We start from the raw sequence: 21,065 nt of genomic DNA on the forward strand, positions 1-21,065 counted from the left end.
TCCGAGGAGGCACTGACCGGGCGGGGAAACCCGCCGGAGAACAGCACGACCCCGTGACTCCCGGGCTGTCGACCCCTACGGGGCTCGACCGGGTCCGGAGAGGCTGGTGGGTTGCGGGAGAACCGCAGAAAGGAGGGGGCATCCGTTTCCGGTTTCCTTCCGGGACCGGAAGCCCGACACCAATGAACGATCTTGACCTTGAAAAATTGCGGACCCCGTTGGCGATGCCCGCACATCCGGAGGGGTTCCGCAGCGGTTTCGCCTGTTTTGTCGGCCGTCCCAACGTCGGCAAGTCGACTCTGATGAACGCGCTGGTCGGGCAGAAGGTGGCGATTACCAGCCAGCGTCCGCAGACGACGAGACGGACCGTCCGCGGCATCGTGCACCGTCCCGACGCGCAGTTGATCGTTGTGGACACACCGGGTCTGCACAAGCCGCGCACACTGCTCGGCGAACGGCTGGACAGCCTGGTGCGCTCCACACTGGTCGAGGTCGACGTGATCGGTTTCTGCGTCCCGGCCGGCGAGCCCATCGGACGCGGTGACACCTACATCGCCGGTGAACTCGCGGCCCAGACCAACACACCGGTCGTGGCACTGGTGACCAAGACCGATGCGGCGAGCGAGGAGCAGGTGGCCGAGCAGCTGCTCGCGGTCGAACGACTGGGGGAGTGGTCGGATATCGTGCCGGTCTCGGCGGAGACGGGGCAACGGCTCGACGTCGCTACCGACGTGCTGTGCGGACACCTGCCGGAAGGGCCACCGCTCTACCCGGAGCAGGACCGTACCGACGAGCCCGAGGAGATCCTGGTCGGCGAGCTCGTCCGCGAGGCGGCCCTGGAGGGGGTTCGGGACGAGCTGCCGCACTCCATCGCTGTCGTGGTCGATGAGATGGAGTCACGGGACACCGCGGCGGACGAGCCGGAGATGATCGACATCTACGCCTCGTTGTACGTGGAACGGCCGAGCCAGAAAGCCATCGTGATCGGGGGCAAGGGGTCCCGCCTGCGGGACGTCGGAGCTCGCGCCCGCCAGCACATAGAGGCGTTGCTCGGCTGCCGCGTCTTCCTGGACCTGCGGGTCCGGGTAGCCAAGGACTGGCAGCGCGACCCGAAGAAGCTTCGCAAACTCGGCCTCGACCAGCAGACGTGACCGCGCGATCCCGGCCTTGCGGCCGGAACCGGGAGGCGGCAGCGGGAGGGGAGTGCCGGGAAACGGGCCGTACGGACTCCGCAACACCGGCACCGGGCGCTGCCTCCTCAGGTCTGGTGGTTGAAGTCGCTGGCGAGCGTACGCGCGGTCCGCTGGACGATCGGTGCCGCCTTTTCGACGAAGTCCCAGCTCACCCGGGACTCGGGGCCGGAGACCGAGACCGCCATCTTGGCCGGGCCGCCCTGTACACCGACCGAGACGCAACGCACCCCCACCTCCTGCTCGCCGTCGTCGATGGCGTATCCCTGTTCACGGATGTGGCCCATCTCGGCGGCGAAGTCCTCGGGAGAGGTGATGGTCCTCTCGGTGGCGGCCGGCATCCCGGTACGCCGGATCGTCGCCAGGGCCTCCTCCTCCGGTAGCTGGGCCAGGAGGGCTTTTCCGACCCCGGCGGAATGGGGAAGTACGCGCCGGCCGACCTCGGTGAACATCCGCATGGCGTGCGGTGAGGGGACTTGGGCGACGTAGACGACCTTGTCGCCGTCCAGCATCGCCAGGTTGGCGGTCTCACCCAGTTCCTCCACCAGGTGCGCCAGGTGCGGGCGCGCCCACGTTCCCAGCATTCGGGAAGCGCTCTCCCCCAGTCCGATGAGGCGCGGCCCCAGTGCGTACCGCCGGGAGGGAAGCTGGCGGACGTAACCGTTGCCGACGAGGCTGCGGATGATCCGGTGGATCGTGGGCAGCGGTAGATGGGAGGAGTCCGCGAGTTCGCTCAGGGAAATCTCGCCACCCGCGTCGGCCATGATCTCCAGTAGCAGGAAAGCACGGTCCAGTGACTGCACACCGCCGGTGCGGGTGCGGGCTTCGGGATCCGTCGTGAGGTCGTCGGTGTCGGATGTCGTTTGTGGCGTTGGCGCTGTCAACGGTTCCTAGCTCCCATCAACGTGACCGTACCCAGCCCCTCTGGCTGCGTGTTCGGGACGGCGGTCACTTTCTTCGGGTCCTCATTCTGCGATACGGAAGCTTGGTCCGGCACCCCTGTGATGTAGCGCTTATGGTACGTGGCCCCAACGGCCACTCTTGTTGTTCCGAATCGTAGAAGTTATTATCCACTATATAAAAGTTGTTGGCCGTTTTGTTGTGAAACACCGGATCGGAAGTACACGGAAGGGGCGTCATCAGTGAGTGCGCAGGACTCTGCAGGCAACAGCGCCGATGCGGCCGGAATCGGCCTCGCCGGATTGAACGAGGCCCTTGATACGCGACTCGCTGACGCCGACGCACGACTGCTGGAACAGTTCCCTGGGGAACGCGGGAAGCGTCAGCCGATCCACACTGTCTATGTTCCCGCTGACCGGATCCGTCCCGGTATCGCGACCGAGTGGGGCAAACAGGCGGACCAGGCCCTGCGGGAGCACGCCCCGGACGCGGGGACGCTGGCCGCTGCCACCGGGATGAGTGCGGAGATGGTCGCCGAGTGCCTGCCGCGGGTGCAGGAGAAACTGCGCACCGAGCCGATCGAGGACCTGCGGATCGACCTGGAGGACGGCTACGGCACCCGACCCGACTCGGAGGAGGACCGGCACCTCACCGAAGCGGCCACCGCACTGTGCGCCGACCTGCGAAGCGCGGTGGCCCCTCCGTTCTTCGGTATCCGGATGAAGGGGATGGAGGCTGCGGGACGACACCGCGGGACACGCAGCCTGACCATGTTCCTGAACACCCTGTTGGAGGAACTGGGCGCTCTTCCCGAGGGCTTCGTCTTCACCCTCCCCAAGATCACCTCGGTCGACCAGGTGGAGGCGACGGTCTGGTTGGCGGAGCAGCTGGAGAAACGGTTGTCCCTGCCGAGCGGGAGCCTCCGGTTCGAGCTGCAGATCGAGACCCCGCAGTCCGTCATCGCTCCCGACGGCACCGCGACCGTCGCCCGGATGGTGCACGCCGGACAGGGGCGGGTAACCGCCCTGCACTACGGAACGTACGACTACAGCGCGGCGTGCGGAGTGACGGCAGGGTTCCAGAGCATGGCCCATCCGGTCGCCGACCACGCCAAGGCCGTCATGCAGGTCGCGGTCGCCGGGACCGGAGTGTGGCTGTCCGACGGCTCCACCAACGTGCTGCCGGTCGGGACCACCGAGGACGTGCACGAGGCATGGCACCTGCACTCCGGGCTCGTCCGCAGGTCCCTGGAACGCGCGTACTACCAGGGATGGGACATGCACCCCCACCACCTGCCCACCAGGTACCTGGCGACCTACGCGTTCTACCGGGAGGCGTTCCCCTCGGCAGCGGAACGGTTGGCCGCCTACCTCACCGCCGACTCGGGCGGTGTCCTCGACGAGCCGGCGACCGCTCAGGCCCTGGCCTCCACCCTTGTCCGTGGCCTGCGCTGCGGCGCGCTCTCCGAGAGCGAGGTCAGTGACGCCACCGGAGCCGGATCCGAGGTGCTGGTCGGTTTCGCCAACCGGCGGGTGGGCTAGGGCCTGTTCGGCGAACGCCTGTCCTCCCGTGCCTGGCTCCGGTGCCGCGCCGGAGGCGGTTCCCTCAGTCGTCCGGGAGCCGCTCCGCCGTGTTCCCCGGCAGCCCCGGCGGGGTACCGGAGCCGCGGCTCGTGACGAACAGCGCCTCTCGAACGGGTCCGGGCGCTGTGGCTCGTGGCCAGTAGGGATACTGGTCGACGGCGGTACCCGTTGCCGACGTGACGGGAGACCCAGCCCTCCCGCGGAGTACGGCGGTACCGCTGGTTCCCGGAAGAGGTCCGGAAGGGGCCCGCTGGTCCCGGAACGGCCACACCAGCTGACCGTTCCGGGACTCTCCGGTGGGATCGTTGCCGCGCGCCCGCGGCAAGGCTGCCTCGGCCGGGGGCGCAGGACCCACGGCGCCCCACCGAAACTTCATCAACCATGCGAGATGTGGAGATATGCCAGATTACGACTACGACCTTGTGATCCGTGCGCGCCGGACGGTGACTCCACAGGGGGAGATCCCGGCCACGGTGGGAGTACGCGACGGGAAGATCGTGGCGGTGGAGAGCTACGACAGTCCGGTGCGTTCCGCTGAGACGGTGGAACTGGCGGACGACGAGGCACTGCTTCCCGGCCTTGTCGACAGCCACGTCCACGTCAACGAGCCGGGACGGACCGGCTGGGAAGGGTTCGCGACGGCCACCCGCGCGGCTGCGGCCGGAGGGTTCACGACGATCGTGGACATGCCGTTGAACAGCATCCCCCCGACCACGACCGTGGAGGCGTTGGAGACCAAACGTGAGGTCGCCCGCCAGCAGGCCACCGTCGACATCGGGTTCTGGGGAGGAGCGGTCCCGGAGAACACCGACGCGGGTGACACGAGTGAACTCCGCGCGCTACACGAGCAGGGGGTGTACGGGTTCAAATCCTTCCTGTCCCCCTCGGGCGTGGAGGAGTTCGGCCATCTCACCGCTGAGCAGTTCCGCACCGCCGTCACCGCGATCGGGGAGTTCGGCGGGCAGATCATCGTGCACGCCGAGGACGCGAACGTACTGAGCGCGGCACCGTCGGCCCAAGGGCCGGACTACGCCGGCTACCTCGCCTCCCGGCCGGACGAGGCCGAACACGCGGCGATCGAGCTCGTCATCGAGACCGCGCGCGCCACCGGTACCCGCTCGCACATCCTGCACCTGTCGACGGCCACGGCACTGCCCGCGATCAGGCGGGCCAGGGAGGACGGTGTGCCGTTGACGGTGGAGACCTGCCCGCACTACCTGACGCTTGCCGCCGAGGAGGTCCCGTCGGGCGCGACCCAGTTCAAGTGCTGCCCGCCGATCCGTGGCGCCGCCAACCGGGACGCCCTCTGGCAGGCGCTCGCCGACGGTCTCATCGACTGCGTCGTCAGCGACCACTCGCCGAGCACACCCGACCTGAAACACCTGGAAACCGGTGACTTCGGAACCGCCTGGGGCGGGGTATCCGGGCTGCAGGTGGCGTTCTCGGCGGTGTGGACCGAGGCGGCGCAACGTGGTTACGGCCTCGCCGACGTCGCCTACTGGATGGGGCAGCGTCCGGCCGAGGTCGCGGGGGTGGACGGAAAGGGGCGTATCGCTCCCGGTAACGACGCTGATTTCGCCGTCGTCGCCCCGGATGCGGGGACCAGGATCGACGCGCGGACGCTGCAGCACAGGCACTCCCTCAGCGCCTACGACGGAACCGAGGTGCGCGGAGTGGTGCGTCAGACCTGGCTGCGTGGCGCGCGGATCGACTTTGACGACCCGAGGGGGCGGCTGCTGAGCCGAGCCTGACGCGGTTACTCCGGTCACTCCCGAGACGCACGGGAGGACTGCACAGCGATAGAAGCGGTCCCGGGCGACGTTCGCCCGGGACCGCGGTGTGGAGCGTCAGGTGTCGGATGCCGCCCCGGTCAGTCCGGGTCCCGGTCCAAACGGGCTCCGGCGTCCCCCGTGGCGGTGGAACCGTTGGGGGAGACGGCAGCCGCGTCCGTCTGCGCTGCCGGGGGTTGTGTCTCCTCCTCGTCCCCATCCTGGGGGTAGGCCTGGTCCAGGGTGGGAGCGGCGGAGAAGACCGTTGGATCGTCCTCGTACTGTCCACCACCGATGACGTTGAAGACGAGGTTGAGCAGGATGGCCACGAACGCCGCGCCGACGATGCCCGACTCCAGGATCGTGCTGAGCCAGGAGGGGAGGCCTTCGTAGAACTCGGGCACCGCTATCGGGATGATGCCGAAGCCCAGTGACGTGGCGACGAGGATGAGGTTGAGGTTGTCGTCGAAGTCGACCTTGCCCAGCGTGCGGATCCCGCTGGCTGCGACCGTCCCGAACAGGACGAGCCCCGCGCCGCCCAGTACCGGGTTGGGGATCGTGGCGACGATCCGGCCCAGGATGGGGAACAGCCCCAGGATGATCAGCATGCCCGCGCCGACGGCGACGACGAAGCGGCTCTTCACCTTGGTGAGCGCGATCAGCCCGATGTTCTGGGCGAAGGAGCTTCCCGGCGTGCCGTTGAGGAGCGGAGCGAGGACGGACGCGCTGACGTCGGCCCGCAACCCGGCGGAGATCCGCCGCGCGTCCACCTTGGCGCCGACGATCTCGCCCACCGCGATGATGTGCGAGGCGCCCTCGGTCAGCACCACCAGCATGATCACGCACATGGTCAGGATCGCCGCCGTGTCGAACTCCGGGAGACCGAAGTGCAGGGGGGAACCCAGCGAGAACACGGGCCCCCCGGTGACCTCACTGAAGTCGGCCTTCCCGAACGGGATCGCGATGAGGGTGCCCGCGACCATGCCCAGAAGGATGGACAGCCGGCTGAGGAGCCCGGGAAGGACCCGGGAGAACAACAGGACGAGTGCCAGCGTGGCGCCGGCCAGAGCCAGGTTCGACAGTGACGGGTGGTGTCCCGGTGACTCGTCGATGATCCAGTCGGCGGCGACCGGCATCAGGGACAACCCGATGATGGTGATGATGCTTCCGGTGACCACCGGTGGGAAGAAGCGAACGAGTTGGCCGAAGAAAGGGGTCAGACACAGCGCGAACAGGCCACCGACGAGGGAGGCACCGAACACGACGGGCATCCCCAGGTCGGGGTCGGCGGCGATCGTTGTCATGGCGCTGACGGGAACGAAGGAGGCGCCGACGACGATGGGAAGTTGCGCGCCCGTGCCCCATGGGCCGAGGGTCTGCAGCAGGGTGGCTATGCCCGCGACGAGCAGTGCCCCGCTGACAAGGATGCCGAGGTCCGCGGCACCGAGGTCAGCGGCGCCGCCGATCACCAGCGCGGGAGCGACCGCTCCGGCGTACATGGTGAGGATGTGCTGCAACCCGTAGATCGTCAGCAGCTTCGCCGGTAGCTTCTCGTCCTCGGGGCGTTCGTCAGTCTGCCCATCGGAATGGGTACCAGTAGCGGCGTTTGTTGTGGCCGAGCCGTCCTTCACGGATTTGCGGAATCTCATGGCCAGTTTCCAGCCTCTTGCGGTCGTGGCTCGTTGGTGTGGCGGTCGAGAGACGCACGCCAGCGGGCCGGTCTTATCTGGGGATAGTGGTGGACTGTCCCACTCGATTGAGCGGCCACCCAGGCTTGGGATATGCGGTTGTGGTTCCGGCACGGGGTGTTGGGACCCGTGCCCTCCGTCTCCGAGAGTGTCGCCTCGGGGCGGATGGTCGCGCGGGGTCTCCGGTACGGTCGGCTCCGGTCGTCAGGCCGCCACGGAGACGAAACGAGCGGTCGCTTGTTTTCCGGTGGAGTGGTGGATTCCTCTCCTTTTCACGGGGTGCTGCGGCTGTGTCGGGGACTCTGTGCAGACGGGCGGGCGGTGCGCCCGTACCGGGAGGCTTCCTCCGGCCGCGCGGCCGGGTCAGTTGTCCTCCCGGGGGTCTGGGGCAGCTGTGCGGGGAACGGGAACGCGGTGCCGCACTGTCGGAGGGGTCCCGACGGCTCCGCAGCCGGGGGAGCGCCACGGCAACGGAGCATGCCGGGAGCCCCCCAACCGGAGGGGCGCGTCACGGTTGCTCGTTGCCATGGCGGAGTGTCAGCCCTTTCGACGTGGTGTTCCGCGGTCCGGCTACCGGTTCTGTTACAGCGGGGAGCTTGTCTGTGGCTCTGGTGGCGGGGAGTGGCGGCCGCCACCAGGGTGCGGCGGGCCCACGGCAACAGGAGGGAAGGGGATGCCGAAGGCCCGCCCGCGGCTCCGGTGTTACACGAACTTGGGAACCGTGTCCCAGGCACGGCCGGCCTCCGGAGCGTCGTCGCGTTCCACCGTGGCCTCGATCAGGCCGTAGGGGCGGTCCGCGGCGAAGAACACCTCGTTGGGGTTGTCCAGGCCGAAGGGGGAGAGGTCCACCAGGAAGTGGTGGTTGTTGGGCATGGAGAACTTGATCTCGGCGATCTCCGGGTGCGCTTCCAGCACAGCCTGGCCCATGGCGTACAGCGTCTGCTGGAGGGCGTAGCTGTGGGTGTTGGCGAACTGTTCGAGCATGATCGCCTTCACCGACTCGTAGGTCTTGTCCCAGTCGATGTCGTGGCTGGTGTAACGCCAGCGCGCCGAGACGTCAGTGGCGAGAATCCGGTCGGTGACCTCGGGAAGCGTGGTGTACCTCGTCTTCGGGTACCCGTGGAACTCCGAGCCGGTGGACTTCAGCACGGTCAGCCCGGTGAAGCCGGACACGACCCATTCCTCGCCGTGTTCCTTGGTGACGACGGTGGTGCGGGTCTCGCCCCCGCGCCGGACGAACGAATGGTCGTGCGGGCCGTCCTGCGTCGGGATGCGGTCCCAGGAGTACTCCTCCACTTCCTGGCGCGCTCCGTTGACGTGCTCGAAACCGCTGACGAAGTGCCGTGCGAGCAGAAGGGCGAAATCCTCGATCGCGCCGACGCCCCCGTTCTCCTTCGCGAGGGCGTAGACCGTGTTCTTCTGGGTGTCGGTAGGGATGCAGGGGCTGTTGTCACCAGCGCTGTGCACGGGTTCGAAGTCGCCCCGGAGCTGGGAGCTGACGTTGACGTCCTTGATCTGGTGGACGTCGGTCTCCCGGTTGATCCGGACCAGCCGCACCTCGGCCTTGCCGTACTGGTTGTCTCCGAGTCGGATACCCACGTCGGGTCAACTCCTTTGGTGTGGAACTACAACGGTGTAATGGAGTTCGCGCGCCCGTTTCGTCGGTACGCGCCCAGGTGCGCCCGAGGGAGGACCGCTGTCGCGGAAGGACCTATCACGCACTCGCATTGGGTGCCAGGGTCAGCTGCCCCGGTAAGTGGAGAACGCGAATGGGCTCAACAGGAGCGGGATGTGGTAGTGCGCGTCCTCGTCGGTGAGGTGGAAGGCGATGGTGGCCTCGGGGTAGAAGCCCTGTTGGCCGGTGCGGTCGAAGTAGTGCGCCGTGTCGAAGACGACCCGGTACGTGTCGGCGCTGAGCTGTTCCGGTCCGAAGTCGGGAACGCGGCCGTCCTCGTTGGTGCTGCTTTGCGCGACCGTTTCCCAGGAGGCGTGTCCGGGAGTGGCCTCGGCGCCGCCTGCTGCGCGCCGTTCCAACCGTACGGGTACTCCCGTGGCCGGACGGCCGAGGGCAGTGTCGAGGACGTGTGTCGTCACGTGGCTCATGTGTTGTCCAAGACCTTTCCAACGCGCAGTAGCGCGATCTTGCGGAGTTCGTCGGCGACTACCCGCGACTCGGTGGCTGGGTCGTTGTCCAGTCGGCTCTGGAGGTCCGCCAGGAGCTCCTCGCTGGACCGTCCGCTGGCGCACACCAGATAGATCTGTCCGAAGCGCTTCTCGTACTCCACTTGCCCTTCGTGGAAGGCTGACTGGACGTCAGTGGCGCCCTCGGCGAAGCCGGACTGTTCTCCGCGCGACCACTGGGACTCGGTGCTGTTGCCGGAGGCCCGGTCACCGATGCGGGGGTGACGGGCGAGGGCGGAGGCCACTTCGTCGTCGGTGATACTGCGCGCGTGTGCGTCAACCGCGTCGAGCAGCGCGGTGCGGTCGCTGAACGGCCGCTCGTTGAGCAGTGCCTCCACCCAACGGTCGATGTTGAGGCACTGCGCGAATTCCGTGCGGAAGTCCGCGGTGGCCAGTGCGTTGACCCGCGCTACTCCGGGATCGGTAACCGCGGCGGCGGTGCTGTCGGGCATGGGTCCTCTCCAAAACGGTCCCGAGCTCCGAATGGTGGCTGGTGCGGAATGTTTCCGCGGAGATTCCCGGAGCGTCGATCAGATTTCGTACTGCAGAAACCTGCTTCTACATCTCGGACTGTAGCCCCGGTCACAGTGCTGTTGTCAACTCCCCTCGCCGGAGAAACTTTTCCGTTTGGGTCATTTTGCGATGATTGTCCGTTTCGCGCGTGGGCGGGGGTGTGTCCGGCGGGGGTGTGAGTCGCACGCCTGGTTAGGGGGATGTGGCGTCGGGAGCTTGACAAGGTCGGCGTCGGGGCGCACACTCAAATTATTCCTTAAAGCGAAAACCATATTCCGTATTACGAAAACTATCGAAGGGTGGCGAGACATGAGTCACTCGCTGCGCTACACGGTGAACTGCTCCCTGCTGTTCACCGAACTGCCTGTCAACGAGCGTCCGGCCGCGGCCCGCAAGGCCGGGTTCGACGCGGTCGAGTTCTGGTGGCCGTTCGAGAGTGCCGTTCCGGCCGAGGGCGATGTGGACGCGTTCGTCCGCGCCATCGACCAGGCGGGTGTGGAGCTGACCGGGCTGAACTTCTTCGCCGGCGCCATGCCCGGACCCGACCGCGGCGTTCTCTCCCAGCCGGCCCGTGCCCAGGAGTTCCGCGACAACATCGACGTGGTGGCGGCGATCGCGGAGCGCACCGGAACCACGGCCTTCAACGCGCTCTACGGCCTGCGGGAAGAGGGGGTCGACCCCAAGACCCAGGACCGCACGGCGCTGGACAACGTCGTCGCCGCGGCCAAGGGGGTCGCCAGCGTCGGTGGGACCGTGCTGATCGAGCCGGTAAGCGGTGCCGAGAACTACCCCCTGAAGACGGCCGCCGACACGTTGGCGTTCGTCGCCGAGGCCAAGGCCGCGGGCGCCCCCAACGTGGCGTTCCTCGCGGACTTCTTCCACCTCGCGGTCAACGGGGACGACGTCGCCGCGGTGGTGCGCGACCACGCCGCCGAGTTCGGCCACATCCAGATCGCCGACGTTCCCGGACGCGGCGAGCCGGGAAGCGGCGAACTGCCGATCCAGGAGCTGCTGGCCGCCTCCCAGGCCGGGGGGTACAACGGCCCCGTCGGCCTGGAGTACAAGCCCACCGTCGCCAGCGCCGACAGTTTCGGCTGGCTCGACCGCTGAACTCCCAGCCGCCCCCCCCGGACGGGAACTGAACTCTCACGCCACGGAAAGGGAAAGACACCATGTCCCAGGCGCGCAACATCGCCTTCGTCGGTCTCGGCATCATGGGGCTGCCGATGGCGACCAACCTGGTCAAGGCGGGGTACAACGTCTCCGGTTACAACCGGACCCCCGCCAAAGCCCAAAAACTCGCCGAGCAGGGGGGTAAGGCCGCGGGCAGCATCGCCGAGGCGGTGTCGGAGGCCGACGTCGTCATCACGATGGTTCCCGACTCCCCGGACGTCGAGTCCGTCCTCCTCGGGCAGGACGGCGTGTTCGCCAACGTGAAGTCGCAAGCGTTGGTCGTCGACATGAGCACGATCCGCCCCGACGTCGCCCGCACGGTCGCGGACGAGGGAGCGAAGCGGGGACTGCGAGTGCTCGACGCCCCCGTCAGCGGCGGCGAGGCCGGCGCGATCGAGGGCAAGCTCTCCATCATGGTCGGTGGCGACAGCGCGGCCTTCGAGGAGGCCAAACCGATCTTTGACGTTGTGGGAAGCACCCCGGTACTGGTCGGCCCCTCGGGCGCCGGGCAGACCGTGAAGGCCGCGAACCAGCTCATCGTGGCCGGCAACCTCCAGCTCGTGGCCGAAGCGCTGGTGTTCCTCGAAGCGCATGGTGTGGACACCGAGTCCGGGCTCGAGGTACTCAACGGCGGGCTGGCCGGAAGCACCGTCATGGGGCGCAAGGGCGCCGCCATGCGGGAACGCAACTTCCAGCCCGGCTTCCGCATCGAGCTGCACGACAAGGACCTCAAGATCGTGACCCAGGCAGCGAGGGAAGCCGGAGTGACGATCCCGGCCGGGGCCCAGGTGGCGCAGTTCGTCAGCGCGCTGAAGGCCCAGGGCCACGGGGGGCTGGACCATTCCGCCCTGCTGCGGCTCGTGGATCAGCTCTCCACAGAGGAGAAGTAGCGCCGGGCCGGCCTCGGCCCGGCCAACGAGCCATCGGCGGAAGCTGGATTCCTACCGCCGATGAGAACGGGCTCCGCCGGCGGGACCGGCGCCACGGCCTCGCGTCTTACGTGTGCTCCGCGCGAGGGAACGTGAGCCTGGGTGTTGGCCGCACCCGAATTCCCGCCGGCGGGCCCGCAACCCCCTAGCACTGGAAGGGTTTAATCGGAATGGTACAGACTCCCGCGATGAACGCGGTCGTCGAGGTCCTCAAATCGGAGGGTGTCGACACGGCCTTCGGGTGCCCCGGAGCCGCTGTTCTCCCGCTGTACAAGGGGATGGAACAGGTCGGCGGCATCGAGCACCTCACGGTGCGGCACGAAGAGGGCGCCACGCACATGGCCGATGGCTGGGCGCGTACGACCGGCAAGGTCGGAGTGGCGATCGGAACCTCCGGTCCGGCCGGAACCAACATGATCACCGGTCTCTACACCGCGATGGCCGATTCGATCCCGATCGTGTGCATCACCGGCCAGGCGGTCTCCACCAAGCTGCACCAGGAAGCGTTCCAGGCGGTGGACATCGTCGACATCGCCAGGCCGGTCACCAAGTGGGCGGTGCAGCTCAAGGAGGCCGCGCAGGCTCCCTGGATCTTCCGGGAGGCGTTCCGCGTCGCCCAGGAGGGGCGTCCCGGTCCGGTCCTGATCGACCTTCCCTTCGACGTGGCCACCCAGACGATCGAGTACGACCCCGGCATCGACGCCCCGTTGAAGGTCAACACCGTCGAACCGCACCAGCCGCGGGTCGAACGGGCCCTGGACATGCTCCTCGCCGCGGAGAAGCCACTGCTCCTCGCCGGCGGGGGCGTCATCATCTCCGAGGCATCCGAGGAGCTCAATGAGCTCGCCGAGTACCTGAACATTCCGGTCCAGGCCACCCTCATGGGCAAGGGGGTCATGGACGAGGACCACGACCTCTACTCCGGTATGACCGGGATCCAGACCTCCCAGCGATACGGGAACGCCTCGTTCCTGGAGTCCGACACGGTGTTGGCGGTGGGGGCTCGGTTCGGCGACCGGCACACCGGTAGCAACCTCGACGTGTACCGCGGGCAGCGCCGGTTCATCCACGTCGACATCGAACCGACCCAGATCGGCAAGGTCTTCGAACCCGACCTGGGAGTGGTGTCGGACGCCAAACTGTTCCTGCGTAGTCTGCTGGACCTGGCGAAGCGGCGCGGTGAGAAGCGGGAACGGGGCGCCTGGGTGGCCCGGGTCAACGAGCTCAAGAACTCGCTGGAGCGTCGGGAGGACTTCGACGAGAGCCCGATCAAGGCGCCGCGGGTCTACAAGGAGATCAACGAGGCGTTCGGTCCGGAGAGCGATGCCTACTTCGTCACCGCCATCGGCCTGTACCAGATCTGGGGCGGACAGCACCACAAAGCGTTCAAGCCCCGGCACTACCAGGTCTGCGGCCAGGCCGGCCCGCTCGGGTGGGAGATCCCGGCCGCCATCGGGGTGAAGAAGGCGCTCAAGAACAGCGAACCGAACGCCGAGGTCGTCGGTGTCGTCGGGGACTACAGCTTCCAGTACACCGTGGAGGAGCTCGCGGTCGCCGCGCAGTACGACGTCCCGTTCGTGCTGATCATGATCAACAACGAGTACCTGGGCCTGATTCGGCAGGCCGAGATCCCGTTCGACATGAACTACCAGGTGGACATCCACTACGACGAGTTCGGGTCGGACAACGTCAAGATCATGGAGGCCTACGGGTGCTCCGGGCGCCGCGTGTACCAGCCGGAGGAGATCCGTGACTCCCTGGAGTGGGCGCGTAAGGAGGCACGCCGTACCTCACGCCCTGTTCTGGTGGAGATCATGATCGAACGCGAAGCCAACACTCCCCACGGTCCCAACATCGACGCGGTCAAGGAGTTCGAGTCGCTGCCGGAAACCGCGGGCTGAGCTCGTATTCCTCCGCAGCGCACGCTTCCGGAACCGACCTAGGGGGCGATCCCACCGCACAGAAATCTCCCGGCCCTGTCGGACGGGCGCTGTCCACCCGACAGGGCTGAGACCACCCGGCGCTCGCGCCGCCACCACGTGGTCGCGCACCGCCGGGGACCTCACCCAGGACGCCAGGCGAGCGGCGGTAACGCAGCGCTTTCGGTCCCCATGACGCGCGCGCCGCGGCACTGGCCACGGGGAGGACCCCGGCGGGCGCCGGGTTGACCGGCACCGTGTGTGGACTGCACTCCCGGCGCACGATGCCGGCCGGCCCCTGAACAGGGGCGGGGGCGTCTCGGTGGCCATCTTGGCCGGGGCACCGCGGCGCCCCCTTTTCTTCTTTCCCGCTCCGCGCTCCGGCGGGAAGCGCCGCCCCGATCCGCGGCCGATCCCGAATCCGGGGAACCCGGTGCGCGACGTCGCACCGGATGGTGTTAAAGTTGGTGGCACTATGCTGCGCGAGCTGCTCCTCCTTAGTAGCCGCGGCGGGGCTCGGTAAACGGTCGGCCCCCCGCCGCGGAGCTTTCGCGTGTCCTCGTCGGCCACAAGATCGCGAGCAGTTCTTTTCGAGGAGTCGGTGTCATGACACCCGAGCAGCAGCCCAGCGGTATGCCCCACACCCGCTACCGCCCCTTCCCGGCAGTCGATCTGCCCGACCGCACCTGGCCGTCGGCGACCATCACGCAGGCACCGCGCTGGTTGTCCACGGACCTGCGCGACGGGAACCAGGCGCTGATCGAACCGATGGGCCCCGAGCGCAAGCGGGAGATGTTCGACCTGCTGGTGCGTATGGGCTACAAGGAGATCGAGGTCGGGTTCCCCGCCGCCAGCCAGACCGACTTCGACTTCGTGCGGAGCCTGATCAACGAGGATCGTATCCCCGCTGACGTGCACATATCGGTGTTGACGCAGGCGCGGGAGGACCTGATCGAGCGCACGGTCCAGAGCCTGGTGGGCGCCCGCCGCTGTACCGTGCACCTGTACAACGCCACGGCTCCCGAGTTCCGCCGTGTGGTCTTCGGGGTCGACCGGGAGCAGTGCAAGGCCATCGCCGTGGACGGGACCCGGCACGCGCGACGGTTCATCGAGACCTACCTGGGTGATTCCGAGTACGTCGGTTACGAGTACTCCCCCGAGATCTTCATCGACACCGAGCTGGACTTCGCGCTCGAGGTGTGCGAGGAGGTCATGGATGTCTGGCAGCCCGGTCCCGGACGCGAGATCATCCTGAACCTCCCCGCCACCGTCGAGCGCTCCACCCCGAACGTGCACGCCGACCAGATGGAGTGGATGAGCCGCAACCTGAGCCGGCGGGAGTACGTCTGCCTGTCCGCCCACCCCCACAACGACCGCGGCACCAGTGTCGCGGCCGCCGAACTGGCGGTCATGGCCGGCGCGGACCGGGTGGAGGGGTGCCTGTTCGGAACCGGGGAACGTACCGGCAACGTCGACCTGGTGACCCTGGGAATGAACCTCTTCAGCCAGGGCGTCGACCCCAAGATCGACTTCTCCGACATCGACGAGGTCCGGCGCGTTGTCGAGCACTGCACCCAGCTCCCGGTGGGACCGCGCCACCCCTATGGGGGAGACCTCGTCTACACGGCCTTCTCCGGTTCGCACCAGGATGCCATCAAGAAGGGGCTGGAAGCGCGGGAGCGGGACGCCGAGGCCGCTGGGGTGCGCTCCGAGGAGTACTCCTGGCAGGTGCCGTACCTGCCGATCGACCCCACGGACGTGGGCCGCAACTACGAGGCCGTGATCCGGGTCAACAGTCAGTCCGGTAAGGGCGGCGTCTCCTACATCCTGTACCGGGACCACGCGTTGGACCTGCCGCGCCGGCTGCAGATCGACTTCTCCCACAAGATCCAGGAGTACACGGACAGCGAGGGGGGAGAGTTCACCGGCGAGCGGTTGTGGGAGATCTTCTCCTCGACCTACCTGGACGACAGCGGCCCGTTGGCTGTGCTCGCCCACCGCTCCCAGACCCCGGAGGAGGGCGGCTACCGCATCAGCGCCGACGTCCGGGTGCACGGTGAGGTCCGCGAGATCACCGGTACGGGACAGGGGCCGCTCTCGGCGTTCTGCGAGGCGCTGACCGACGTGGACATCAAGGTCCGGGTGGTCGACTACGTCGAGCACTCTCTCAGTGAGGGCACCGACGCGCGCGCCGCCGCCTACGTCGAGGCCGACATCGACGGTGAGACCGTGTGGGGCGTGGGGATGAACCACAACATCACGACCGCTTCCCTGCAGGCTGTGTGCAGTGCGGTGAACCAGGCCCACCGGGACGGCGTCCAGTAACGCTGCCCGGCGCTGGTCGGGGCGCGGCAGCCCGGTAGTGCGGGACCCGCGCCCCGACCTCCCGGGACACCCGGGCCGCGTTCCGTGTTCCCCAGCGCCGACGCTGGGGGTGTCGTACCGCACCACGCCCCGGGTCCGGCCGGGTCGGACCGGCGGTGGGTTCCGCGCCCCCGTATCCGCGACAATGGGAATGTGAGTCTTTACCGCGACGAGGGAGTCGTCCTCCGCACCCAGAAGCTGGGAGAAGCCGACCGGATCGTGACGTTGCTGACCCGGCGCAACGGTTTGGTGCGTGCGGTGGGAAAAGGGGTGCGCAGGACGAAGTCCCGCTTCGGCGCCCGGTTGGAGCCGTTCAGTCACGTGGACGCCCAGCTCTACACGGGCCGCACCCTGGATGTCATAACCCAGACCGAGACGGTTCGGTCCTACGGCGAACCCATCGTCGCGGACTACGCGCGTTACACCGCCGCGACAGCGATGCTGGAGACGGCGCAGAAGATCCTTGTTGTGGAGAAGGACCCCGCCCTGCGTCAGTTCCTGTTACTGATCGGGGCGCTGCGGACGTTGGGGGAGAACAGTCACGACTCCCGGATGGTGCTGGACGCCTACCTGTTGCGTTCGCTCGCGGTCGCCGGTTACGCGCCGGCGTTGCACGAGTGCGCCAGTTGCGGGGCCCGGGCGGAACAGCACGCGTTCGCCGTCCAGACAGGGGGTATGGTCTGCTCGGTCTGTCGGCCCTCCGCGGTGACGTACCCGGCGCCGGAGACGGTCCGGCTGATGTCGGCGCTGCTCAGCGGGGACTGGCCGGAGGCCGACGCCAGCGCGGAACGCCACCGTGACGAGTGCAGCGGGATCGTCGCCGCGTACCTACAGTGGCACCTGGAAAACGGAATCCGATCATTGCGCCTTGTGGAGCGTTCGTGAGCCTGTTCAACCCGTCGTCCTCCTCGCGAAGCGAGTACCGGCCCCCCGAGCGGCACCCCAGCGGTGTGCGACCCCCGAAACTCCCTCCGGAACTGGTTCCGCGCCATGTCGCTCTCGTCATGGACGGCAACGGCCGGTGGGCCAAGGAACGGGGTCAGCCGCGCACCGAGGGGCACAAAGCCGGTGAGGGAGCGCTCTTCGACGTCGTCCAGGGTGCGTTGGAGCTGGGGATCAGCAACCTCTCCGCCTACGCCTTCTCCACGGAGAACTGGAAGCGTTCCCCCGAGGAGGTGCGGTTCCTCATGGGGTTCAACCGGGACGTGATCCGGCGGCGTCGCGACGAGCTCAATGCCATGGGGGTGCGAGTCCGCTGGGCGGGCCGTCCCGGGCGGCTCTGGAAGAGTGTCATCTCCGAGCTCGAGGAAGCGGAGGAGATGACGGCGGGAAACACGGCCCTGACCCTGCAGTTCTGTGTCAACTACGGCGGGCGTGCCGAGATCACCCAGGCTGCGGCGTCGTTGGCGCGCCGGGCGGCCGAGGGAACGATCAACCCCAACAAGATCACCGAAGAGGCGCTCGCGGCGCAATTGGATGAGCCGGATATTCCCGATGTGGATCTTTTCGTGCGTTCTTCCGGTGAGCAGCGCTTCTCCAACTTCCTCCTGTGGCAGTCGGCCTATGCCGAGTTCGTCTTTCTGGACACGCTCTGGCCCGATTTCGACCGCAGACACCTGTGGCACGCGTGCGAGATCTTCGCCAGCCGGGACCGGAGGTACGGAGGAGCGGCGCCGAACCCGGTGGAGCCCGAGCCCTCCGGGGGAACGGCGGAAGGGTGAAACGCGGGGGCGGCTCCGGGCGGCGGCCGCCGGCCGCCGGCCCCACGACGACTGCCGTGAATCGGGTAACAAAATGCCGCCAATCCCCGTACCTACTGTCGCGTAACCAGGGGTCGGCGGTGCATCATCGAAAAAATGAGCGGCTTTGACATCCGTCAGGACACACTTTCCTACGTCGCCGTCGGCGACAGTTTCACCGAGGGGCTGGACGACCCCTACCCGGACAGCGGCACCACTGCCCGTGGGCACTACCGCGGCTGGGCTGACCGGCTCGCCCACCACCTCACCGACCACGTGTCCGAGGTGCGCTACGCGAACCTCGCGGTGCGCGGCAAGCTCATCCGGCAGATCGTCGCCGACCAGGTCCCGCAGGCGGTGGAGCTACGTCCCGACCTGGTCAGTATCTGCGCGGGGGGAAACGACATCATCCGCCCCGGCACGGACCCGGACACGGTCGCCCGCCTGTTCGCCGACGCCGTCCGCCGCCTGCGCGCCACCGGGGCGACCGTCCTGATATACACCGGGGTCGACACCGGCTTCCAGCCGGTGATGCGCCGCCTGCGTGGGAAGATCGCCACCTACAACATGCACGTACGGGGGATCGCCGACACCTACGAGTGCCCCGTGGTCGACCTGTGGAACATGGACGTCCTCCGCGACCACCGTGCCTGGAGCTGGGACCGGCTGCACCTGTCCGCGGAGGGGCACCGCCGGCTGGCACTGCGTACGTGCGAGGTACTGGGTGTGCCGGTGCAGGACGACTGGAACGCGCCCTGGCCGGAGGAGGAGCCGAAACCCTGGCGAAGTGCCCGGCAGGAGGACCTGTACTGGGCCAGGGAGTTCCTGGTGCCCTGGATCGGGCGCAGGCTCACGGGGCGTTCCTCCGGGGACGGCCTGGGACCCAAACGCCCCGAGCTGGAACGGCTGCGGTGACCACCGGCGTCAGTTGTCCCCGGCGACGCACTCCGCGCAGGTGCCGAACACCTCGAGCGTGTGGGTCACGTCGCTGAACCCGTGCTGGGCCCCGACGTTGGCCGCCCACGCCTCAACCGTCGGCCCCTCGACCTCGATCGCTGTGCTGCACTTCCGGCACACCAGGTGGTGGTGGTGCGCCTCGGTCGCGCACGCCCGGTACACGGCCTCGCCGTCATCGGTGCGTAGCACATCGATCTCGCCTGAGTCACTGAGGGCCTGCAACGCCCGGTAGACCGTCGTCAGCCCGATCTTGGACCCGGCGCCGCGCAGGTCGGCGTACAGGTCCTGGGCACTGCGGAAGCCCGTACTGTCGTTCAGCGCCCTGCGTACAGTGTCGCGTCGTGTGCTCACGTCGATACCTTCCCCCGGTCGGTCTGGGGCTCCGTACCGACCGTAACGTCCGTGCCGCGGTGCCGGCTGGCGTGTGGCCGCCTGGTGCGTCCGCGCACCAGATAGCCCGCGAGAACCGCCACACCGAACACGGCGATTGCCAGCAGTACGATGGCGCCACCGGGCGCGACATCGGTGCCGAACGCCACGCCGGTGTAGTAGGCGCCGGCGAGGCCCCCCACGGCCGAGAGCATCCCGATCGCCACCGCCACGGCCATGGTAGCCCGAAAGCTGCGGCTGAGTTGTTGGGCCGCGGCCACCGGAACGACCATCAGCGCGCTCACCAGCAGCACTCCGACCACGCGCATGGCGATGACCACGGTCAGTGCCGCGGTGACCGCGATGACGACGCTCAGCAGCCGGACCGGGAGCCCGTGCGCGCGTGCGACGTCCTCGTCCTGGCAGAGGACGAACAGTTCACGTCCGAAGTAACCGACGACGGCGAGCACGACCAGGGCGAGCCCGGAGATGACGTACACATCCTGTTGGCTGACGCTGCTCACCGAACCGAACAGGTACGCGGTCAGGGTGGCGCTTCCCTGCCCGGGCGCGATCCCGATGAGCAGCACGCCACCGGCGATACCGCCGTAGAACAGCAGCGCCAGCGCTATGTCCCCGCTCGTTCGTGCCCGCGCCCGGACCACCTCGATCAGTACCGCCCCCACAGCGGAGACGAGCAGTGCGGTGAGGACCGGTGAGGTTCCCGTCAGGAACCCCAGCGCGACGCCGGTCAGCGCGACGTGTCCGATACCGTCCCCCAACAGCGCGAGCCTGCGCTGCACGAGGAAGGTCCCGATCATGGGAGCGGCCAGCCCCACGAGGAGCGCCGCGGCGAAAGCGCGTTGCATGAAGTCGTACTGGAGCAGCTCAATCATGCGGGGGAACCTCGATGTTCGGCAGGGCCGCTGAGGCGGGCGGCTCGTCGGCGTGCGGATGCACGTGGTCGTGCTCGGCGGGGATTCCGGACCCCTCGCCCGGAACCGCGGCGGAGCGGGGGACGAGGCACTCGTCACCGGCGGCCGGCGGCGGGCCGTCCCGTGTTATGACCCCGCCGGACAGGGTGATGCTGCGTTGGATGAGAGGGTGCAACGGTCCGAGTTCGTGCAGTACGAGGACGACCGTCGCCCCCCGCTCGTTGAGGCGGGAGACGGTGCCGGCGAGCGCGTGTTGGCTCTCCGCGTCCACCCCGGCCATGGGTTCGTCCATCACGAAGGTGTCCGGTCTTCCGGCGAGTGTCCGTGCGATGAGGACACGCTGCTGTTGCCCTCCCGAGAGCTCGTGTACCGAGTCGCCGGCGCGTTCGGACAGCCCCACCGCGGCCAGTGCCTCCTCGATGGCGGCACGGTCCGTCCGGGAAGCGCGGCGCAGCCTCCTGCGGTGCGCCACCTGTCCGGAGGCGACGATCTCGCGGACCGTGGCGGGAACACCTCCCCCGGCGCTCAGCCGCTGGGGGACGTAGCCGATGCGCCCCCAGTCACGGAACCGTTCGAGTGGAACACCGTGTATGTCGATCGTGCCCTCGGTGAGCGGGGTGAGACCGAGCATCGCGCGCATGAGAGTGGTTTTCCCGGACCCGTTGGGTCCCAGGATCGCCAGGGTCTCCCCGGCGGGGATGTCGAAGGTGGCGCCGTGCAGCACGGGTGTGCGGTCGTAGGCGACCACGGCACCGGAGACGTGGAAAGCGGCTACGTCGGAACCGTGCCGCTGTTCGCCTGTGCTGCGGATGGAATCGGTGGACACGATACGAGTATTGCGAAAATGAAAACTGTT

Annotated in this window: 18 protein-coding genes; 10 read left to right on the top strand and 8 right to left on the bottom strand. The window is 68.0% G+C overall.

The features are described 5' to 3' along the window. Nucleotides 1–182: 182 nt before the first annotated feature. Nucleotides 183–1,151, top strand: a complete 969-nt coding sequence (era, locus tag FHX37_RS04745) for a GTPase Era (RefSeq protein WP_141922342.1) — start codon at nucleotides 183–185, stop codon at nucleotides 1,149–1,151. Between the two features lie 107 nt (nucleotides 1,152–1,258). Here the strand turns inward: era and FHX37_RS04750 are convergent, their stop codons facing one another. Continuing rightward, entirely contained in the window at nucleotides 1,259–1,993 is a 735-nt protein-coding gene (locus FHX37_RS04750; RefSeq protein ID WP_141925015.1) for an IclR family transcriptional regulator, read from the bottom strand. 339 nt (nucleotides 1,994–2,332) lie between these two features. On the opposite strand from FHX37_RS04750, the gene FHX37_RS04755 reads away from it, so the two are divergent. Together FHX37_RS04755 and allB are read left to right on the top strand one after the other, a co-directional pair. After that, complete coding sequence (locus FHX37_RS04755) at nucleotides 2,333–3,631, top strand: DUF6986 family protein (protein ID WP_394344469.1); 1,299 nt, start codon at nucleotides 2,333–2,335, stop codon at nucleotides 3,629–3,631. Between the two features lie 440 nt (nucleotides 3,632–4,071). Then, the gene (allB, locus tag FHX37_RS04760) at nucleotides 4,072–5,424 is read left to right on the top strand and encodes an allantoinase AllB (protein ID WP_141922343.1); all 1,353 of its coding nucleotides are present in this window, start codon (nucleotides 4,072–4,074) and stop codon (nucleotides 5,422–5,424) included. Nucleotides 5,425–5,543: 119 nt separating this feature from the next. Here allB and FHX37_RS04765 read toward each other — a convergent pair whose 3' ends face one another. The 4 genes from FHX37_RS04765 to uraD form a co-directional block, all read right to left on the bottom strand. Next, nucleotides 5,544–7,091, bottom strand: a complete 1,548-nt coding sequence (locus FHX37_RS04765; protein ID WP_170181501.1) for a nucleobase:cation symporter-2 family protein — start codon at nucleotides 7,089–7,091, stop codon at nucleotides 5,544–5,546. 741 nt (nucleotides 7,092–7,832) lie between these two features. After that, nucleotides 7,833–8,729, bottom strand: a complete 897-nt coding sequence (pucL, locus tag FHX37_RS04770; protein WP_141922344.1) for a factor-independent urate hydroxylase — start codon at nucleotides 8,727–8,729, stop codon at nucleotides 7,833–7,835. Nucleotides 8,730–8,870: 141 nt separating this feature from the next. Further along, nucleotides 8,871–9,233 (bottom strand): hydroxyisourate hydrolase, encoded by a 363-nt coding sequence (gene uraH / locus FHX37_RS04775; protein WP_141922345.1) that lies wholly within the window; start codon nucleotides 9,231–9,233, stop codon nucleotides 8,871–8,873. Continuing rightward, nucleotides 9,230–9,763, bottom strand: a complete 534-nt coding sequence (gene uraD, locus FHX37_RS04780; protein ID WP_141922346.1) for a 2-oxo-4-hydroxy-4-carboxy-5-ureidoimidazoline decarboxylase — start codon at nucleotides 9,761–9,763, stop codon at nucleotides 9,230–9,232. The genes uraH and uraD overlap by 4 nt, the downstream gene beginning before the upstream one ends. Nucleotides 9,764–10,133: 370 nt before the next feature. On the opposite strand from uraD, the gene FHX37_RS04785 reads away from it, so the two are divergent. The 7 genes from FHX37_RS04785 to FHX37_RS04815 all read left to right on the top strand — a co-directional run bounded on the left by FHX37_RS04785 (nucleotide 10,134) and on the right by FHX37_RS04815 (nucleotide 18,863). Beyond that, on the top strand, nucleotides 10,134–10,934 hold the full coding sequence (locus tag FHX37_RS04785) for a hydroxypyruvate isomerase family protein (RefSeq protein ID WP_141922347.1): 801 nt from the start codon (nucleotides 10,134–10,136) through the stop codon (nucleotides 10,932–10,934). 62 nt (nucleotides 10,935–10,996) lie between these two features. After that, on the top strand, nucleotides 10,997–11,887 hold the full coding sequence (locus FHX37_RS04790; protein ID WP_141922348.1) for a 2-hydroxy-3-oxopropionate reductase: 891 nt from the start codon (nucleotides 10,997–10,999) through the stop codon (nucleotides 11,885–11,887). Nucleotides 11,888–12,096: 209 nt separating this feature from the next. Further along, the gene (gene gcl / locus FHX37_RS04795) at nucleotides 12,097–13,827 is read left to right on the top strand and encodes a glyoxylate carboligase (RefSeq protein ID WP_141922349.1); all 1,731 of its coding nucleotides are present in this window, start codon (nucleotides 12,097–12,099) and stop codon (nucleotides 13,825–13,827) included. 624 nt (nucleotides 13,828–14,451) lie between these two features. Further along, nucleotides 14,452–16,170 carry a 2-isopropylmalate synthase gene (gene leuA / locus FHX37_RS04800; protein ID WP_141922350.1) on the top strand — a complete coding sequence of 573 codons (1,719 nt, stop codon included), beginning with the start codon at nucleotides 14,452–14,454 and terminating at the stop codon, nucleotides 16,168–16,170. Nucleotides 16,171–16,362: 192 nt separating this feature from the next. Then, nucleotides 16,363–17,094 carry a DNA repair protein RecO gene (recO, locus tag FHX37_RS04805; RefSeq protein WP_141922351.1) on the top strand — a complete coding sequence of 244 codons (732 nt, stop codon included), beginning with the start codon at nucleotides 16,363–16,365 and terminating at the stop codon, nucleotides 17,092–17,094. Continuing rightward, a complete protein-coding gene (locus FHX37_RS04810; protein WP_141922352.1) occupies nucleotides 17,091–17,930 on the top strand; it encodes an isoprenyl transferase in 840 nt (279 codons plus the stop codon). Before recO ends, FHX37_RS04810 begins: the two co-directional genes overlap by 4 nt. A gap of 135 nt (nucleotides 17,931–18,065) precedes the next feature. Continuing rightward, on the top strand, nucleotides 18,066–18,863 hold the full coding sequence (locus tag FHX37_RS04815; RefSeq protein ID WP_141922353.1) for an SGNH/GDSL hydrolase family protein: 798 nt from the start codon (nucleotides 18,066–18,068) through the stop codon (nucleotides 18,861–18,863). A gap of 9 nt (nucleotides 18,864–18,872) precedes the next feature. Here the strand turns inward: FHX37_RS04815 and FHX37_RS04820 are convergent, their stop codons facing one another. From FHX37_RS04820 to FHX37_RS04830, 3 genes are read right to left on the bottom strand one after another with little or no spacing between them, the layout of a single operon-like run. After that, the gene (locus FHX37_RS04820) at nucleotides 18,873–19,256 is read right to left on the bottom strand and encodes a Fur family transcriptional regulator (protein ID WP_141922354.1); all 384 of its coding nucleotides are present in this window, start codon (nucleotides 19,254–19,256) and stop codon (nucleotides 18,873–18,875) included. Next, entirely contained in the window at nucleotides 19,253–20,170 is a 918-nt protein-coding gene (locus tag FHX37_RS04825; protein WP_141922355.1) for a metal ABC transporter permease, read from the bottom strand. Before FHX37_RS04825 ends, FHX37_RS04820 begins: the two co-directional genes overlap by 4 nt. After that, nucleotides 20,163–21,035, bottom strand: coding sequence for a metal ABC transporter ATP-binding protein (locus tag FHX37_RS04830; protein WP_394344470.1), 873 nt, complete (start codon nucleotides 21,033–21,035; stop codon nucleotides 20,163–20,165). Before FHX37_RS04830 ends, FHX37_RS04825 begins: the two co-directional genes overlap by 8 nt. Nucleotides 21,036–21,065 lie beyond the last annotated feature (30 nt).

The sequence above is a fragment of the Haloactinospora alba genome (assembly GCF_006717075.1).
In the GTDB taxonomy this organism is placed as follows: Bacteria; Actinomycetota; Actinomycetes; order Streptosporangiales; family Streptosporangiaceae; genus Haloactinospora; species Haloactinospora alba.

What these genes read in the sequence shown, in the direction of transcription:
- era (WP_141922342.1), top strand. Translation starts at nt 183, where the DNA reads ATGAACGATCTTGACCTTGAAAAATTGCGGACCCCGTTGGCGATGCCC.
- allB (WP_141922343.1), top strand. Translation starts at nt 4,072, where the DNA reads ATGCCAGATTACGACTACGACCTTGTGATCCGTGCGCGCCGGACGGTG.
- FHX37_RS04765 (WP_170181501.1), bottom strand. Translation starts at nt 7,091, where the DNA reads ATGAGATTCCGCAAATCCGTGAAGGACGGCTCGGCCACAACAAACGCC.
- uraH (WP_141922345.1), bottom strand. Translation starts at nt 9,233, where the DNA reads ATGAGCCACGTGACGACACACGTCCTCGACACTGCCCTCGGCCGTCCG.
- uraD (WP_141922346.1), bottom strand. Translation starts at nt 9,763, where the DNA reads ATGCCCGACAGCACCGCCGCCGCGGTTACCGATCCCGGAGTAGCGCGG.
- FHX37_RS04785 (WP_141922347.1), top strand. Translation starts at nt 10,134, where the DNA reads ATGAGTCACTCGCTGCGCTACACGGTGAACTGCTCCCTGCTGTTCACC.
- FHX37_RS04790 (WP_141922348.1), top strand. Translation starts at nt 10,997, where the DNA reads ATGTCCCAGGCGCGCAACATCGCCTTCGTCGGTCTCGGCATCATGGGG.
- gcl (WP_141922349.1), top strand. Translation starts at nt 12,097, where the DNA reads ATGGTACAGACTCCCGCGATGAACGCGGTCGTCGAGGTCCTCAAATCG.
- leuA (WP_141922350.1), top strand. Translation starts at nt 14,452, where the DNA reads ATGACACCCGAGCAGCAGCCCAGCGGTATGCCCCACACCCGCTACCGC.
- FHX37_RS04815 (WP_141922353.1), top strand. Translation starts at nt 18,066, where the DNA reads ATGAGCGGCTTTGACATCCGTCAGGACACACTTTCCTACGTCGCCGTC.
- FHX37_RS04825 (WP_141922355.1), bottom strand. Translation starts at nt 20,170, where the DNA reads ATGATTGAGCTGCTCCAGTACGACTTCATGCAACGCGCTTTCGCCGCG.